The 16,929-nt window shown below is 60.4% G+C and carries 17 protein-coding genes; 10 read left to right on the top strand and 7 right to left on the bottom strand.

Annotated elements, in window-relative coordinates; translation table 11 throughout:
* Window positions 1-40: 40 nt before the first annotated feature.
* Window positions 41-619 (top strand): phospholipase D family protein, encoded by a 579-nt coding sequence (locus tag QN397_RS21840; protein WP_416352350.1) that lies wholly within the window; start codon window positions 41-43, stop codon window positions 617-619.
* 240 nt (window positions 620-859) lie between these two features.
* On the opposite strand, the gene QN397_RS21845 is transcribed toward QN397_RS21840, so the two are convergent.
* Both QN397_RS21845 and QN397_RS21850 read right to left on the bottom strand, forming a co-directional pair.
* Window positions 860-1,186: a hypothetical protein gene (locus QN397_RS21845; RefSeq protein ID WP_323501910.1), complete on the bottom strand. Its 327-nt coding sequence runs from the start codon at window positions 1,184-1,186 to the stop codon at window positions 860-862.
* Between the two features lie 124 nt (window positions 1,187-1,310).
* Complete coding sequence (locus QN397_RS21850; protein ID WP_323501911.1) at window positions 1,311-1,586, bottom strand: DUF2164 domain-containing protein; 276 nt, start codon at window positions 1,584-1,586, stop codon at window positions 1,311-1,313.
* A 148-nt stretch (window positions 1,587-1,734) separates the two neighbouring features.
* On the opposite strand from QN397_RS21850, the gene QN397_RS21855 reads away from it, so the two are divergent.
* Window positions 1,735-2,124, top strand: a complete 390-nt coding sequence (locus QN397_RS21855; protein WP_323501912.1) for a S24 family peptidase — start codon at window positions 1,735-1,737, stop codon at window positions 2,122-2,124.
* A gap of 360 nt (window positions 2,125-2,484) precedes the next feature.
* Here QN397_RS21855 and QN397_RS21860 read toward each other — a convergent pair whose 3' ends face one another.
* Window positions 2,485-3,852, bottom strand: coding sequence for a replication initiation protein (locus tag QN397_RS21860; protein WP_323501913.1), 1,368 nt, complete (start codon window positions 3,850-3,852; stop codon window positions 2,485-2,487).
* 523 nt (window positions 3,853-4,375) lie between these two features.
* Here QN397_RS21860 and QN397_RS21865 point away from each other — a divergent pair.
* From QN397_RS21865 to QN397_RS21880, 4 genes are all read left to right on the top strand, one after another.
* Entirely contained in the window at window positions 4,376-5,611 is a 1,236-nt protein-coding gene (locus tag QN397_RS21865; RefSeq protein WP_323501914.1) for an AAA family ATPase, read from the top strand.
* Window positions 5,612-5,845: 234 nt separating this feature from the next.
* Window positions 5,846-6,922 (top strand): ParB/RepB/Spo0J family partition protein, encoded by a 1,077-nt coding sequence (locus QN397_RS21870; protein WP_323501915.1) that lies wholly within the window; start codon window positions 5,846-5,848, stop codon window positions 6,920-6,922.
* A gap of 208 nt (window positions 6,923-7,130) precedes the next feature.
* Entirely contained in the window at window positions 7,131-7,565 is a 435-nt protein-coding gene (locus tag QN397_RS21875; protein WP_323501916.1) for a hypothetical protein, read from the top strand.
* Entirely contained in the window at window positions 7,562-9,487 is a 1,926-nt protein-coding gene (locus QN397_RS21880; RefSeq protein WP_323501917.1) for a phage integrase family protein, read from the top strand. The genes QN397_RS21875 and QN397_RS21880 overlap by 4 nt, the downstream gene beginning before the upstream one ends.
* A 242-nt stretch (window positions 9,488-9,729) precedes the next feature.
* Here the strand turns inward: QN397_RS21880 and QN397_RS21885 are convergent, their stop codons facing one another.
* Window positions 9,730-10,032, bottom strand: coding sequence for an antibiotic biosynthesis monooxygenase (locus QN397_RS21885; protein WP_323501918.1), 303 nt, complete (start codon window positions 10,030-10,032; stop codon window positions 9,730-9,732).
* Between the two features lie 109 nt (window positions 10,033-10,141).
* Here QN397_RS21885 and QN397_RS21890 point away from each other — a divergent pair, with 109 nt between their 5' ends.
* Window positions 10,142-11,104 carry a GlxA family transcriptional regulator gene (locus QN397_RS21890; RefSeq protein ID WP_323501919.1) on the top strand — a complete coding sequence of 321 codons (963 nt, stop codon included), beginning with the start codon at window positions 10,142-10,144 and terminating at the stop codon, window positions 11,102-11,104.
* Between the two features lie 81 nt (window positions 11,105-11,185).
* On the opposite strand, the gene tnpA is transcribed toward QN397_RS21890, so the two are convergent.
* Window positions 11,186-11,602: an IS200/IS605 family transposase gene (gene tnpA / locus QN397_RS21895; RefSeq protein ID WP_323501920.1), complete on the bottom strand. Its 417-nt coding sequence runs from the start codon at window positions 11,600-11,602 to the stop codon at window positions 11,186-11,188.
* 22 nt (window positions 11,603-11,624) lie between these two features.
* Between tnpA and QN397_RS21900 the strand changes: the two genes are divergently transcribed.
* Window positions 11,625-12,896, top strand: coding sequence for a transposase (locus tag QN397_RS21900; RefSeq protein ID WP_323501921.1), 1,272 nt, complete (start codon window positions 11,625-11,627; stop codon window positions 12,894-12,896).
* 60 nt (window positions 12,897-12,956) lie between these two features.
* Here QN397_RS21900 and QN397_RS21905 read toward each other — a convergent pair whose 3' ends face one another.
* Window positions 12,957-13,172, bottom strand: coding sequence for a hypothetical protein (locus QN397_RS21905; RefSeq protein ID WP_323501922.1), 216 nt, complete (start codon window positions 13,170-13,172; stop codon window positions 12,957-12,959).
* A gap of 242 nt (window positions 13,173-13,414) precedes the next feature.
* On the opposite strand from QN397_RS21905, the gene QN397_RS21910 reads away from it, so the two are divergent.
* A complete protein-coding gene (locus QN397_RS21910; protein ID WP_323501923.1) occupies window positions 13,415-13,777 on the top strand; it encodes a hypothetical protein in 363 nt (120 codons plus the stop codon).
* A gap of 824 nt (window positions 13,778-14,601) precedes the next feature.
* On the opposite strand, the gene QN397_RS21915 is transcribed toward QN397_RS21910, so the two are convergent.
* On the bottom strand, window positions 14,602-16,236 hold the full coding sequence (locus QN397_RS21915) for an alkaline phosphatase family protein (RefSeq protein ID WP_323501924.1): 1,635 nt from the start codon (window positions 16,234-16,236) through the stop codon (window positions 14,602-14,604).
* Window positions 16,237-16,455: 219 nt separating this feature from the next.
* Here QN397_RS21915 and QN397_RS21920 point away from each other — a divergent pair, with 219 nt between their 5' ends.
* Entirely contained in the window at window positions 16,456-16,794 is a 339-nt protein-coding gene (locus QN397_RS21920; protein ID WP_323501925.1) for a hypothetical protein, read from the top strand.
* Window positions 16,795-16,929: the final 135 nt, after the last annotated feature.

Raw genomic sequence — 16,929 nt, forward strand, 5'->3', positions numbered from 1 at the left:
TCCTGGTTAGGATTCCCACCACACTGTTGCACTTTCCTTGATGAAACTTTTAACCTTTCCTGATCTGAATCGCTGCGTGCTATGCCTGGCGATACTGATGCCGGTCGGCTGCTCCGTGCAGCACCAGGCATCGGCAACACTTTCTGTGCCTGACGGTCAGCAGATCGAGGTTGGCTTCTCGCCAGAAGCCGGAGCCGAGGCACTCGTACTCAAGGTCATCGGCAGCGCGCGCCAGTCGGCACGACTCGCCGGCTACTCGTTCACTTCGCCGAACATAGTGCGTGCGCTCATCGAAGCCCACAAGCGCGGTGTCGACGTGAAGGTGCTGGTGGACGACCGGGGCAATCGCGGCAAGGCCAGCATCGCGGCAATGAACCTCATCGCGGGCGCGGACATCCCGATCAAGGTCATTTCAACCTACGCCATTCACCATGACAAGTACATCGAGGTCGACGGTCTCCACACCGAGACCGGCTCGTTCAATTACAGCCAGGCAGCGGCCCGCTCCAACTCTGAAAACACTCTGGTCGTCTGGAACAACCCGAAGCTGGCCGCGCAATTCACGGCGCATTGGGACAGCCGATGGGCTCAGGGAGTTGCGATCAAGATGAGCTACTGACCGCGAATCCATTCCGGGCGGCTTGCTTCACCGGCAACGCGCCTTGGGCAACAATGCAGTGATGACGACGATCCACATCTTTTTGTCGAATGGTCGATATCAGGCAGAAACTGCAGCGCACCGAAAGCTGCTCCCATCAAGCGATCGCAAGTAGAGCGAAGGCCGTGCCTTAGCGACAGAGCAACGAGCAACATTTGGGGTTACCGGCGCTGAGGGCGCAAGAGTAAACGCCTAGCTTGACTACTGGGCGTCGACTCCTACCGCTTCGTCTTGCCAGCTGGTTGCAACACCATTCGCGGCGACAACACAAAACACGGAGAACGCACGGTCTGCAATCCTGATGTGCCCTTCCGCGATGTGCTCTGCGACGTACGCCATCAGTTGCGTGGTTGGCATGCGGCCTCCGACCTTGCGATGTACCTGTACCAGCACTTCCTCGATGCCCCGATCGACAAAGGGCTGCGCAACGCTTGCATATGCCTGCTCGGCCAGCAGACGACTCCGCACATCCGCAATATTTGTCCATGCCTGCTGTGCGGGAGCAGAGGCCGGGAAGCGGGCTCGCATGAGTTCGTGGACGCGTCGTTTGTTCATAGGTTCAAAGCATGTGGGTCAAGAGCTTCCGCCTGCATCCCCTGAAGACGACGGTGGCCGGGCTTAAAGCCAGGAACTGCACACGACCATCGCACCATCACTTGCGATCGTGCTGTTTGCGGTCAAGCTTTCGCCAGTACGGGAACTCGTCTTCGTGGACTTCGATGTCCAGTTCCGAGACGCGGGCCTGCATTCGCTTCTGCACGTCGGCGACCGCCCGGTTGTATATGAGCGGGCCCACTTCCTCCAAAAAGAATTTCAGCAGCCCACCCGCGGCAACGTTACCGATCCGCTCCTCCATGTTCTCCCGGAAGTAGCGCTCGACGGAGGCGATCGCCTCTTGGCGCGCATCCTTGTCCAGCTCGATGGTCATGGCAATCTTTCAATATTTCAATAGCACGGTGCAAGTCATAAAGGGACTTGCCGTTCGGTAGACAGCGCATCGACAACTTTGCATCGTCACGTTGGAAAACCTTCGCACAATATTCTCTTTCGGACTCGGCCCTCCAACTTGATGTTGGATGAATCGACGGCACCCCGGCGGCTGCCCTGCTGGCGGCGTTGACGCCGGGCGTCGCTCTCTTCCCTTCGTGCAGGGCAGACTGACCGCGGGCACTCCGTCGCCGGTTGACGATTTCCTGACCAAGCGCCACGATCGCAACGAGCTGCTGATCAAGCATCCGCGGGCCCCCTTCTTTTGGCAGACCAGTGGCCAGTTGATGCCCGAGGTGGGCATGGACGACGGAGTGATCCTGGTGGCCGACCGGGCGTTGAAACCACGGCACGGCTGTATCGTGGTGGCGCAGGTCGACAATGACCTCACCGTCAAGACATTGCACAAGCGAGCGCACCGCGTGAAACTGGTGCCGCTGAATCCAACCTTCCCCGAGATTGCGTTCCGCGAGGGCTAGCGGTTCATCATCTGCGGCCTGGTCACCACCGCCCTCAAGCGCTTTGCGCCTTGATCGAGCGGTCTCGGCTGCAATCCAGGGCGGCCGAGCGCCCTGCCCTTCCGTGTTTGCGTAAGGTGCGGCACATACATGCCGTCATCGACGGGAACAATTCATCGGTGTCGCCGGCATACGTGACCTCACGCGCGGCTCGCAGGCAGTACGCGAGCGCCTACTGCAACGGACCGGGCTCCCTAGCAGCATCGGCGCCGGGTCGATAAGACCTTCGTCAGGCGGGCAAGCCACGCGGCCAGGTCAATCGATTTGAATCCCGACAGCGACCTGTTTAACTGAGTGTTCGCCTAAGTAACTGCTCACTTCTTAGACGCCGACGACGCCACGTTGCAAGGCAAAGTCAAGCAACACGCGATCGGTCGGCTCTTCGGGCCAAGTCTCCTGAGCCAGCCACTTAAAGAAAGTGGTGCCGGCAATGCGGCTGGCCGGACCGTCCCTCCGCCACGCCCGCGCGATCGGCGCTGCGATCTTTCCCAACTGCAGCGACTCAAATCGGCTACAGGTTTCAGCCTGCATCGAACCTAGCATTTCAGCAAATACAGCCCTCGCCTGACCGACGCGGTCGTTCTCCCACAATTCGCGGATACGACGCAGCCGGTCGGCCTCCGTCAGCACCGGGAGCGACGACGCGGCGGGCGCTGGCCCCGGCGCTGACGCCGCGGTAGCTGTGACGCCCGCGTAGCCCTTTTTCAACGCATCCTTGAAGTACGCCGCCGGCGACTTCAACGGAGGCATGGCATTGTTGCGCAAGCGTTGGTCTAGGTGGTCTAGCGTGGCGCGGATCTGGCCTTCGTCCGTGGTGGCGTAGAGGTCCTGCGCCTCATCCTGCTTGATGCCCAGGGTGATCAGACGCCCCACCAGTTCCAAATCGAAGATGTTGCGATTCGGCGCGTCGATGTCGCCCAAGCGTTGCTGCAGCTTGGGCACCACCCTGAACTGGATTTCTTCGATTTTGCGACCCCGCTTGTGCTCGATCAATTCGAGCCCGAAGTCTTCGCACAAGGCATCGATCTCCGCGAGCGCTTTATTGATGACGTCGCGCTTGAGAAAGCGGTAGTCGACTTCCTTGATGTCGCTGCGCCCGGTTAGCACGGCTGCCCACCACATCACGTCCTCGCGCATCGACAGGCGACCCGGAGAAGTGAGATAGCGGGCGCCGATTTCGTAGAGAACGGCAGCGGAGTAGCTGCGCATCTGGCTGCTCATCTCCAGCAGCACGCGCGTGTACTGGTGGGGCTTGACCAGCCGTTCCTTGATTTCTTCCGGATAGCGCCAGGTCACCATGCAGGGGCGGCCCCTGCCCTGCTCTTCGATCGTCACCGTTCCCAGCAACTGCGACGAAACCCACCGCTTGAGCGTACTGCTGCTAGTCGACCACTCGATGGTGGTGGCCTGCATATCCCGCAGATGTGACTTCAGCAGTTCGGTGTTGTTTGAGTTGAAGCGGGCGTCGCCGATCAGTTCGCTCAACGCGAGCCGGTATTCAGGCTCGTCGACGCCCTGCCTTTGGGAGTGGTACAGCAGCGCGTTGTAGATTCGTCTGGACAGCAAGGTCAGGCGACCGCGCTTGGGACGGATCGCGATCGCTTCGTTCGCCTTCGCCACGCTTTGCTCTTCTGCGGTCGGCTGCGCGCGCTGTGGCGCTCGGGATGGGAGTTCGGCTTCGTCAGTCACGGACGTGGTGGATATTGGAGAGCGCACATCATGGGGCCGTATTGTGATCGGGTCAATTCACAGATGGCGGGCGGTTGTGTCTTGGTTCAGTTGAGTTAAACACTTGGGGATTTGAAGAGTTGGCATGCCAGATTCCTTAAGCACGACAGTGACTTATCTTCGTTTGCGTGAGGATTGTTGGGCTTCAATGTGAGAACCGATGGGATTGCATGTGATGGTTCTTGGGATTTCGGGCCGTGCAGCGTGAGAGGGGATGGGCTTCAATGTGTGTGGATATGGGATACCGCACCCCTTCTCCGCTCAAATAGCTCTGGGACGCCGAGCCTGCAGCGCTCAAAGCCTTGAAAGCACGTCTTCGTCGGCAGATTTCGCCCATTCGAGAGGTCGGTTGACGTAGGCGATGGAAGCGGTCCCCAACGGAGCTCACAATAGTCGCGCGTCCAATGCGCACGGTTTCCGCATATCTTGTTCATTCTATGGATTCTCGTAGAATCACCGGATTCTGTCGAACAAGGCGAGTCTCATGTCTGCAATTCTTCCCCCGGCCGCTGGAAACCTGGTTTCCACCGAGTCCCAAGTGCCGCGGCGCCAAAGCATCAACATGGAGAAGATCGCAGCGTTGGCACTGCGAGCGGGCTCCATGGTCGAGCAGATCAGGGGCATGCTGCTGGCGCCTGACGCTCGCAAGCTGCCGCCCACTTTTTCTACTGCGCAACTGGCTTCGCTATGCCGGGTTGATAAGGCCCACGTGGCCTATCGCATCACCAAGGACGACCTGCCCGTTGGCCAGTTGACACCCTCCGGCGGGAAGCGCACGTTCACGCTTGAGCAGCTGCGCCGCTGGACCCGCACCTATCGTGGCGACCAGATGCGACCGGCGGGGCGCAAGGCCATCACGATCGCCGTTGGTAACTTCAAGGGGGGTGTGGCGAAGACCACGACCGCCATGGTTTTGGCGCAGGGTTTGAGCCTTCGCGGGCACCGCGTCCTGGCCATCGACACCGACCCGCAGGGATCGCTCACCACACTGCACGGCCTGCTTCCCGAAGCCGAGGTCAACGAAGAGATGACGATCGGACCGCTGTGCGATGGCTCCGAAACCGACATCCGTTACGCGATCCGCTCTACCTACTGGGATGGCATCGATCTGGTCGCTGCGGCGCCGTTCTTGTTCTCCGCAGAGTTCGCGCTACCCGCCCGCCAGATGCGAGTTCCAGACTTCAAATTCTGGGATGTTCTGAACGCCGGTCTGGATTCGGTGCGTGACCTTTACGATGTGATCGTGATCGACACGCCGCCCTCTTTGTCGTACGTGACGATCAATGCCCTGTGGGCTGCTGACGGAATCGTAGTGCCGGTACCCCCTTCGGGTCTGGACTTCGCCTCGTCGGCCCAGTTTTGGGCCCTGCTGGCGGACATGGGAGGCAATCTGGACGCGCAAAGCGCCGACCGTGAAGGTAAGGCTTTTGACTTTCTGCACGTTCTGCTCAGCCGGGTAGACGCGGCAGACCCTGCAATGCCGGCCGTAAGGCAATGGATTCAGGCTACATATGGCGAATACACCTTGCCGGTCGAGATTCCCAAGACCAGCGTGACCAGCAATAAGGCCGCCGAATTCGCTACGGTGTACGACGTGCAGAAATACGAAGGTGCGGCGAAGACATACAAGCGTGCAGTGGACGCCTATGACTCTTTTGTTGAACTGGTCGAGCAATCCATAGTCGGGGCGTGGGCGTCGCCTGAACGGGCAGCGAAATGACAGGTCAAACCGCATCGACGAAAGACAGCGTGGAAACCAGGTTTCCATGCTTCGGCATGCAAATTAGGCTTCGTAGGGCGGGGGAGTGCGATGGTGGAAACCAGGTTTCCACGCTGCAGTCCCAGCTTCTTGTCATGCTCCAGCGCGCGCCGGTTAGAGGCGCACTAAGTACTCGCAGGCTCGCCAACTCGAGCAAGCACAGCACCATCGAACCAAATCAACGGAGGCGCCACCATGGCCAGCACACGCAAACGTCTTGAAGCCCTGACGGCAGGGCTGACGATGCCCGTGGCCGCGCCGCCCGTAGAACGTCTTCCGGTTCGCAGTGAGTCCGAGGGGCCGCCGTCCGTCAATGCCGACGTGGAAACCAGGTTTCCACCAGTCGCCGGGCGCGTGGCCGGCCCGCGCACTGGGCCAGGACAGATGATCGCCTTCCGCGGCCAGATCCAGCAGGTGGAAGGGGAGATGGCTAGCCTTCGCGAGAGGCTGAGCCAGTACGAGGGTTCCGTGCCGACGCGCAAGCTCGACCCCATGAACATTCGACCCAGCCGCTGGGCCAACCGCCACGACGCCTCTTTCAAGATGAGCGCCTTTGCTGGCCTCAAGGCCGACATCGAGCACGCAGGCGGCAACGTCCAGCCAATCTTGGTCAAGCCCTTGGAAAAGGAACCGGGCCAGTTTGAAATCGTATTTGGCCACCGTCGCCACAGAGCCTGCCTCGAGCTGGGCATTCCAGTGCTGGCGTCGATCTGGACGGACGAGCTGGGCGACGCAGCTCTCTTCGCGGCCATGGATCGAGAAAACCGCCAACGAGCCGATTTGTCCAGCTACGAGCAGGGCCTGATGTACCAGCGCGCGCTGGAAGAACAACTATTTCCGACCCAACGCCAGCTGGCGGAGGCGGTGGGCGTGAGCCACACCTGGGTACGCAAGGCGCTGATGGTGGCGCAGCTGCCACTGGCCGTTGTCGAGTGCTTCCGGAGTCCACTGGAGATCAGTTTCCGCCACGCGGAGCAGATCAACGTGGTCATGGAAAAGGACCAGCGTGGCGTACTGCGGCGTGTGGAGAAATTGCGCGGCCAGGGGTTGGCGCCGGCCGCTTTGGTGGCCAGGTTGCTGGACGCCAAGGTCGGTTTCGACAAGCCGGAAAAGATCGAGCTGCAGATCGCCGGGAAGAGGGCCGGTTCGCTGGTGCGATCGAAGGGCGGCGAACTGACGCTCTCCATTTCCGCAGAGGCCGCGACTGATGCAACGCTCGAGGGTTTGGAAGCGGCAATCGGCGAAGCCTTGCGCAGGATCCGCACGCGATGAGTTGACGACAATGTGAGATCCGTTGGGATACTCGATCTAGACGAGTGGCGCCGGAGATTGGACTCGAGATCCTTTTCGCAAAGACCGTCGCATTAGGTGCAACATGCCGGACTAGCTGGTAAAGAATGGCAACAACCCGCAGACCCGAACAGGACGGCGGGTTAAAAACCCCAATCAAATCAAAAACTTAGATTGATGTCCTAACTGGTTGTCAACTTTGAAAGCAAAATATCGCGTTGATGATAATATTATTTATCATTGGACAAATCATGACTTACAGCTTCGGCCGCTATTTCAGTCACAGCATTCTTTTCTGCAAGCCGGAACAGGTCTGAGTCGTCTGAACACCTCCCAGGGACCGCGCTTCACCCATGCTCACTTCAAGTCGATGACAGTCCGCCAGCTTTACCAGCTCGCCCAAGTCGGGAATGAGGAGCTCGAGCGCCAATGCGCCTCCGGGCGCGCGAGGGCGCTGGACGGTGACCGCGAGGGCTCCGGCATCGCGCAGGCTTTCGAGGTCGAGCGGCGGCGCAGGACCCGGGCGAGCCAGATGCGGAGCCTGCCGCCGGAGGCGACACCGGTTCGCGCCTGGTGGAAGTTCTGGCAAGCCGGTGATGACCACCGACCGATGACATCCACGTGACTCGGCGAAAAACTCCGCCGCGCAAGCTGCACAGTGGACATTTCGCCTTCATGCGGGCGCTGGCACAGGGTTTGGACGAGCGGGCTAGTTGGGACCGCTATCTAGGCCTGGAAGGCGAGCACGCGGATTTGCGCCAGGTGCGCCGGACCAGTGCATGGATCCGGGACCAGTTTGCCGCGGCCGCCCGGCGCGAGCACAGGCCGGGCACGGCCCGGCTGATCTTGCTAGATCCGGATCGGTTCGTCTCCGCCCCAGCCATCCCGAGCCTCGCAGAGTTCGCCGAGGCGAGTGGGATGGAAGACTTCTCGGAAGCCGAGCAGCTCGAAGCCTATGAAGAGGCGTACCCGAGCGCGGGCACGGGAGGGCAGGGCGCTCCCGCAGCCACTTCCCGTCGTGGTCGTGTCATCGAACGACAGCTCGAGGCCTTGCGCTGGCTGCAGGGGCTGGTGGCGCAGGACCCCAAACCAGGCGATGGCGTGGCCGCCTGGCTCAACCCCTCACTGTCGGCACGCCTGGAGCGTGCTGGAATCCCGACGCTCGTTGCACTGGTCGAACGCATCAATGCCATCGGTGCACGGTGGTGGGTGGATGTGCCCGGTGTTGGCGAACTGAAGGCCTTGCGGATCTTGGACTGGCTGCACGCGAACGAAGAGGTGCTAGGGCTTCAAGTCGGCGTCCACGCAGAGACGCCGAGGGCGCAGCTTTCACAGGTCGACCTTGCCGCAGTCGTTCCTGCCGCAACAGCCATTCGTCCCTACGAGAAATTCGTCTTGCCCGCCGAACTCAACGGCAACGCAGGGCGCTATCGTGCGCCGCGCGAGAAGTGCCGCTTGATGGCGGCCGACGACCGTGAGGCCGTCGGTGCGTGGCTGGCTTCGAAGAAAGCAGGCGTCGAAGACGGCACTCTGTCTTCTACGCAGCGGGCGTATCGCAAGGAAGCCGAACGCCTGCTGCTGTGGGCCATCCTCGAGCGCAAGAAGGCACTGTCGTCGTTGTCTGAAGAAGATACGACGGCGTTCCGATCGTTTCTGTCGGCGCCGCCGGCGACCTGGTGTGGCCCGCGGCACCGACAGCGCTGGTCGCCGTTGTGGCGGCCTCTGGAAGGTCCGCTGGGCACGGTGGCGTTGAGGCAGTCGCTGATCATCCTTAGAAGCCTGTTTGGCTATTGGGTGAGCCAAGGGTATGTCGTCGGCAATCCGTTCGCTGCGGTGGCGCTGCCACCCGGACCACAGCGGCCACTGGGATCGAGCAGGACGCTGACGTTTGCGCAGTGGGATCACATCGACGCGTTGTTGCAGGGGCATTGCGACTCACAGATGGACCGGCGACTCCGGCGCAGCATGCACTGGCTTTATGCGACGGGCCTGCGCTTGGCCGAGATCACGGCCGCAAGATGTGAAGATCTGGAACGGGTCGACTACCGGACCGATGATGGCGCGATGGCGACCGGCTGGCTGCTGTTGGTAACCGGTAAAGGCGGGCGGAACCGGCAGGTGCCTGTGCCGGGAGAGCTTGTCGAGGAATTGGGCGACGAACTGGCACGGCACGGGTTCGAGCGGCAGGTGGGCGCGATGAGCAACCGCGGCACCCACGTGCTGGCGCGCTTTGACAGCGGAGTGAAGCAACCGGCCTCATGGTCGGCCTCCGCGCTTTATCAGGCACTCAAAGCATTTATGGCGGAGGCAAGCAAAAGCCTGCCTGAATCCGATGCGGAGCAACTAATGAAGTTCAGCACGCACTGGTTGAGGCATTCGCACGCGTCGCATGCGCTGCAGGGTAGGGGAGTGCAAAGGCCGGTGCCGCTGCAGGTGGTGCAGAACAACCTCGGGCACGTGTCGATCGGGACGACTTCGATGTACCTGACCACTGAGCGTGATGAGCGGACGAAGGCAATGCAAGCGTTTTGGAAAACCAAAATTTAGCTGGCAAAAGCTGGCGCCAGCGAAGGAGCATGCAGTGTGGCCATCATCGGCGATGACTGTGGCGGTAGGACATATTCATTGAGTGGGCACGAAAGCATGTAACCACGACATGTACGGGCTACCCGATTGGAAGAGGGGCGAGGTCGAGGCCCACAGCACGTTCATGCCGGGCCGACGACCGAAGCCCTCGGCATGCGCTCTGCTCGAGTACCTTATCGAGGAACTGCGTCGCTAGGGTTTGGTCATCCAGGCAACTTCGCCGCGAGCAGATCGATTTTCTCGATGTTCGGCGGCGTGCTGAGCAACGCCGCTGCGTTGGCCATCAACGCCGCGGCGATCGGGCCATGCAGATGGGCCTCACGGCCTTCCTCGTCAGCAAAGGTGTCGAAGACACCGAACGTCGACGGGCCGAATTGCAGCGCGAACCAGGTGGTGGTCCCCGACTCGGCATTGGCGAGCGCCAACGCGCCAGCCAAAAAGGCGGCAACCGCAGCCTCCTGGCCGGGCTTGGCTTCCAGACGGACGAACAGGGCGAATTTGGACATGGAGTGCTTCTCTCGTTGAACAGGTAAATGGATTGGCGAGTGGCAAGTCTCTGCGCCGCACGGACAATCAGCGAGTGGCAAGAAAGCCAACATTGATACCATTACTGCCATGCGTATTCACATTCTGGTTCTCGACGGCGTGTTCGACTTGGGCCTTGCGGCCCTTACCGACACGCTGGACACGGCGAACCAAGTGGCTGGGTTGCTCGCACACGCGCCGTCGCCAGTCGAAGTGGCGTTGGTAGGGGTGCGACGGCGGGTGCGCACCGCGCAGGGGCTGACCGTGCCGGTGGTACCCCTGCACGGTGCGGTGAAGCCCGACGTCGTGCTCGTGCCCGCGCTCGGCGCCAAGATGCCGGACACGCTCGCGGCTCGACTTGCACACGCCGACATGGCCGACGCGGCCGTCGTATTGCAGCAGTGGTCAAACGCTGGTGCGGTCGCTGGCGCCGCGTGCACCGGCACATTCGTGCTGGCCGAGAGCGGGTTGCTCGACGGTCAGCGCGCCACGACGTCGTGGTGGCTGGCTCCGATGTTTCGGCAGCGCTATGCGAAGGTGATGCTCGACGAGTCCCGCATGCTCGTGAACTCGGCGCGCTTCATCACGGCTGGCGCGGCCCTCGCTCATATCGACCTTGCGCTGAGCATCGTCCGCAGCCGCAGCCCGGCGCTGGCGGCGCTGGCGGCGCGCTATCTGCTGGTCGAAGCGCGCGGCTCGCAAGCCGAGTTCGTGATCCCCGATCACCTCTCTCACGCCGACCCCGTGGTCGAGCGCTTCGAGGGCTGGGCCCGCCAGCAACTCGCGCGAGGCTTCTCGCTCGAAGAAGCGGCTGTCGCAGTCGGCGCCAGCAAACGCACGCTGGCTCGGCGCCTGCACAGCGTGTTGGGCAAGACACCGCTGTCGTACTTTCAGGATCTGCGAGTCGAGCGTGCGGTGCAGCTACTGCGCACCAGCAGTGAAAGCATCGATCAAATCGCCACGCAGATCGGCTACTCCGACGGAGTCACTTTGCGCGTCCTTCTGCGACGCAAGCTTGGTCGCGGTGTGAGGGAGTTGCGCGCGCGTATCTGATCGGAGTGCCCGTCAAACCTCGCCCTTCAGGGCGGGGAAGGAAAGCGCGAACAGCGAAGCTGGCCCTGTATCCGGCGGCGGTCAGTGAGGTGTCTGCTGCTGTTCGATGTACTGCCGGATGGCGGCAATCGAGGCGCCCCCGCAGCTCCCGGCGAAGTAGCTTGGCGACCAGAGGGCGCCATCCCAGAGCTTTTTGTGAATGGTCGGGTACTGTTTGAGCCGAATCATCCGACTGGATACGCCCTTCAGGCTGTTCACCAGATTCGACACCGCAACTTTGGGCGGGTAGTTCACCAGCAGATGCACATGGTCGTCCTCCCCGTCGAACTCCACCAGCTGCGCCTCGAAGTCCGCACAGACGCCAGCAAAGACAATTCGCAGGTCGTCGAGGATCTTTTTGGTGAAAACGCCACGTCGGTATTTGGTGACGAAGACCAAATGCACATGCATCAGGAAAACGCAGTGTCTTCCCTTGCGAATATCTTCGTCGGTGTTCATCAGACCAAGTATAGTTAAAGCCATGCTGCGGCTCCAGGCTTTCAAGTTCGAACTCATGCCCAACGGCGAGCAGGAGCGCGATATGCGCCGCTTCGCGGGCTCGTGCCGGTTCGTCTTCAACAAGGCCCTGGCCTTGCAAAAGGCCAACTACGAGGCCGGCGGCAAGTTCATCGGCTATGTGGCCATGGCGAAGTTGCTCACCGTCTGGCGAAACAGCATTGAGACGCCGTGGCTCAAAGACGCTCCAGTGCATCCTTTGCAGCACGCCCTCAAAGACCTGGAGCGGGCCTACAAGAACTTCTTCTCCAACGTCAAAGCCGGGCGCCAACCCGGCTTTCCTCGCTTCAAGCGCAAGGACTCTGCGGCGCGCTTGCGCTACCCCGACGCCAAGCAGTTCGAGGTCGACCAGGCCAATGGTCGGGTGAAGCTGCCCAAGCTGGGGTGGATGCGCTACCGCGCGAGCCGGGACGTGCTGGGGAGGCCCAAGAACATCACGGTCAGCTCGTCGGGCGGCAAGTGGTTCTTCTCTGTCCAGACAGAACGCGAGGTCGAGCCACCGATGCTGCGCTCGGTGGAGGCGATCACGGCCATCGGCATCGATGTCGGCATTGCGCGGTTCGCGACCTTCAGCGACGGCAGCTTCGTGGCCCCACTGTCCAGCTTCAAGAGACACGAAGTGCGTCTTCGCCGTTACCAACGGTCGATGAGTCGCAAGAAGAAGTTCAGCAACAACTGGAAGAAGGCCAGGACCAAGGTTCAGAACATCCACGGCCGTATCGCCAACGCCCGCAAAGACTTCCTGCACAAGAACACGACTGCCATCAGCAAAAACCACGCGATGGTCGCTGTCGAGGATCTGCAGGTGCGCAACATGAGCCGGTCGGCCAAAGGCGATGTCCAAACGCCCGGCAAGCAAGTGCGGCAGAAGGCAGGGCTGAACAAAGCCATCCTCGATCAAGGCTGGTTCGAATTCAGGCGTCAGCTGGACTACAAGCTGAACTGGAGCGGCGGCATGCTGGTTGCAGTGCCTGTGCACTACACCAGCCAGACCTGTCCGGCCTGCGGACACGTGGCCGCTGGCAACCGTAAGACGCAGGCGCTGTTCGCCTGTCTGGACTGCGGCTACGAGAACAACGCCGACGTTGTCGGCGCAATGAACATACTGGCGCGGGGACACCGCGTCATAGCCTGTGGAGAGGACGGCTCTGGCCGTGGTCGCAAGACCACCGCGAAACCAGCCTCTGTGAAGCAGGAACCCGCCGAAGCGACTGCGCGTGAGCTCACTCATGCGTAGCACCGTAGGAATCCCCGCCCTTCAGGGCGGGGAGGATGTCAAGATCGGTGGTTAACGTGATCAGAATCGCAGCGCCGTCTGTGATGCGTTCATCTTGAAAGGAGAGATGCCCCGGGTATAGCGGTGCACCGTGATCTCCGACCTATGCTCCGTCTGCCTTTGGTTAGACCATGTCGATGCTCCAGCTTGCGCCGCCGCCGTCACAAACCCGGCTCGAAACTGTGCGCCGAGAAGGGCGATGCGGACAAACACGTGGACCACCTGGAAGTAGTTCATGTAATCCTACGAAGATCGAATCTGAGCAGTCGAGCTTTACGTCAAACTTGCTTTTCAGGACTGCATCCACCGCAGTTCTCGGTCTGGCGCAGAGCTTGAATTACTTCTTTATCGATCACGTATTCCTGAGTGACGGACACCTTTAGAAACAGTCTTCACACGCCAGTCGGTCGACGTTGCACGCCTGGCATGCGTTGGATGGTGACATAGGAGCGGCGTTCGCTCCCGGTAGGAGACCTCCCATGAACCTCAATCGCTCAAATTTGTTCCGACACCTAGCAGTCGGTGCGGTCTGTATATCAGCCCTCTTGGCCGCTGCGTCGGCCAGCGCCCAGGTCAACTGGTCCATTGGGATCAATGCACCGGGCCCGGTTTACTACGAGCCTGCACCGGTTTTCTCGCGCCCGGCGCCGATCTACTATCAACCGTCTCCGCCGGTGTACTACCGCCAAGCTCCTCAGGCGTACTACTCCCCGCCGCCGGTGTACTACGGACCCTCAGCGCAATATCAATACGAGCGTGGCGACCACTGGCGCCGTGAACACGAACACGAGCACGGGGACCACGACCATCACCATCACCGCGAATGGGATGATCGCGACTGAGTTCGATGCGTTTGCTGGATACGAAGGCAGTGGCAGCGATCGTTGCATAAGGGGCTCGACGCCTATGTTGTACTGCAGGTCGAGACTTGAACCCGACACCAGGACTTAACTGACCCATGGGAGTGTCGCGATCAAATAGAGCCAAGCCGAGCCTATCGCGCACGCCCGGAGTGCATTCCGAATGCGTGAGTATTGCGCCGCTCGCGAACGGACCCAGATGCCGAAATCTCATTCACCCATGAGTAGGTGGTAGAAATCAGTGCTGGCACTTGGGCGGGGCCGTGACGGTTAGGGTCAGCCAAGTGTCCGCCTCAGAGGGAGTAATGCGCCTGTGCGGACAATTGCGCGGATATTGAGGCGTTGCCAGAACAGGTATTGCGAAAACGCGACTTGCTTTCTGCGACGCACCATGACTAAGTGCGCTTTCGTTAGGTTTTGCGCATTTGGCTGCGGAGCTTCGAAGCTGATCCATCACACCGGGCCAGATGTAATTAAAATTAGTTACATGGAAAACGGAACCGAAACAAATTTTGGATGGTGGACGGACAAGCCGGAGCGCCCAATACGGGCGTGCAGAAGTGCGGGCCCTCGCGAGCTGGCGGTACGGGAGGGCGGCACAGTCTGGTTCTGCTCGGCAGTGGTCATTGCCTTGGTTCTCACATTTGCGTGGGCGCTGGCAAGGTTGGCCGGATCGTAAGTCCACGGGGCATCCAGACACCGGGCACGTATCGGGGGAGCGCGCGTGCGCACAGGGTATATCTGGTCGTGGAGCTCGCAGGCGGCCAACCGCAAGCCGGACCCGCGGCCCCAACAACCCAAGGCATTTAGAAGCTCAGACCGGGGAGTACCGAAGTGCCTTCCAGTTTCACTGAATTCAGCAGGTTCGGATCCAGCTTGAGTGACGTCAGTATCGTTGGTGCCACCTGCGTAGTCATAACCATTGCTGTGTTGGTCTGCGCAATGATTGACGGCTTCGATACGATGAGCGCGACATGACTATCGTCAGGTGCGTTGCCGCCGTGCTCGGCGTCTTTACTCTTGCTGCTCGTGTAAATCACGCCCGGATTGGGCTGCACGATGATGTCGGGTGTGCGCCCTGAAGCTGGGTCACCGAACTTTGCCGTGAGCGCTGCCCCGGATAAAATGCTGGCGCCTGCTCCATTGGCGCAAATTCCCGGGGCGGTGCAACCTAAATTCGCATTGAGTGTGGCAACCGCTGCTGCAACCTGCCGCTGGTCTTTCAGCCAAATGAGGCCTAAATCATCCGTCTGAATGATGCCGGTGCCCGACAGCCCGGTTCCGTCGTTCAGGCTGCCAGTGGCGGTGGCGTTTTGCCCCCAGTTGCCGGCAGCGTCCAAATAGCCGCTGGATTGCACCAGCGCTGTCAGCGTGTCGCCATTCTTCACCAGTGTGCTGTGGTCGGCTGGTGATTGTCCATGTTTGGCTGTTAAGACAAACAATGTCGAAGTCAGCAGATTCTTTGCACTCAGCTCTGCTATCACTTTCCCGATTGCTGTGTCTACGTAGGCTATGGAGGCGGAGACCTGAACGCCTGGGGTGAACGTCGCGTCTGTGTAGCCGCCGCCACTGGCATTGGTTGCCTTTTGCGCCACGCTCAGCGTCTGAAAGTTGGTGCCGAAAACCGTAGGAACCGCCGCGGCAGATGTGCCTGTCGAGTTCATTCCATCGATCTGATTGAGGATGGCCTGCACGTGCATGTCATCGAATTTCTCGGTGTGAGCGAATTTGTCTGTGTATTCGGTTCCCGTGGCGGCATCGACTGAATTGATTTCGGTGCGCGCCAAGTCGTCAACGCCCTTGCCTGACGGACCATTCAACCAGTCGTAACCCCAAGCATGCTTGTCGGCCCAAGCAGTGCGCGCACCAGCAAGGTTTGCTTTCACCACCTCAAAGACCGTATTGGTCTGAATGTAGTCGTGTGGAAAAACGGGCATGCAGTTGCCATTCACTTTGGCGTGCGGAATAGCTTGCGGGTTGAAAGTGCCGCCGCCATCGAGATGGATGCGGGCACCGCCATTGACGCTATCGATGCCAACGGTTTCGTCGAACACGACGTTCCAGCCTTGCACGCCAGCGCATGCGGTGTCACTCGGTGCGTAAAGCGTGCGGTCATAGGAGACGTCGTAGAACAGCCCAGTAGTCTTCGGAGAACCGCCGGTAACCAGCGCGGCCAGCCCCGGGAACGAATCCGACAGCCCAGGGGTGGACGCGTTGGTGTAGTTAACACCCGTTTGCGCCAGTGCGGCAATCGACGGACAGATTTTTGCCGCGATGCAGTGGGCCACGTCCTGCTCATGCAGACCATCCACACTGATCAGAAGTACATGCGCAACCGCAGGAGCGGAAGAAAGCAGAACACTGCTGTCGCCAGAGCCACCGCCACATGCAGAGAGCACACCCGTAGCAACGATGGTCAGGGGCAGAAGGTATCGCTTCATAAGATAGGAATTAAGTGGATTGACCAGATGCCAAAGCTATCTGGGGAACATGACAAGCTTGTGACGTTGACTGGAGTGAAATTCGGCTTTGACAAGCAGATTGGAGTGAGCTCCAGGCCGACGCATATATGGCTGCCCTGGCAGGGATTGGATGCCGCACCGCTGAGCTTGCGGGCCTTGTGCAGCATGCTCACCCGTTGGATAAGGTAGTGAGTTCGCATGGCCAGCACGGCAATACAGGAAGCCCAAAATTCGCAAGAAGATGCCCGGGCGCACGATCATCGATATCTGCTGCGCGCGATGCCTGTCACCCGGTGTTACTCCATGCTCCTAGGGCCGCGCGATGGACATCAGTTCGATCCCGATGACCCAGGGCGGGTTTATTTGGATGTGGTGATCGACTGGTATTGCTGCCAGGTGCCGGTCTGGCGCGTGTCGATCTCGATAGACACCAAGATGTTTACAAATGGTGTCAAGGAGGCGATAGCGCAATACGGCACGCCTAAGTTCTTGCACACCAACCAGGCCAGTGAGGGCATATTCAATCGGTCGTGGTGATACTAGGTTTGCGAATAAACTTTAGGTACTCTTGCAATGTCTCTGCCGGTGGCGCTCAGTGAGCGTCCAGTCATCCCATCTTGACCGGCCGCACGCGGCTCACTTGGACTGCAGCTTTGCTCCGACGTAGGCCAC

Source organism: Variovorax sp. RTB1, from assembly GCF_035018765.1.
GTDB lineage: Bacteria > Pseudomonadota > Gammaproteobacteria > Burkholderiales > Burkholderiaceae_C > Variovorax.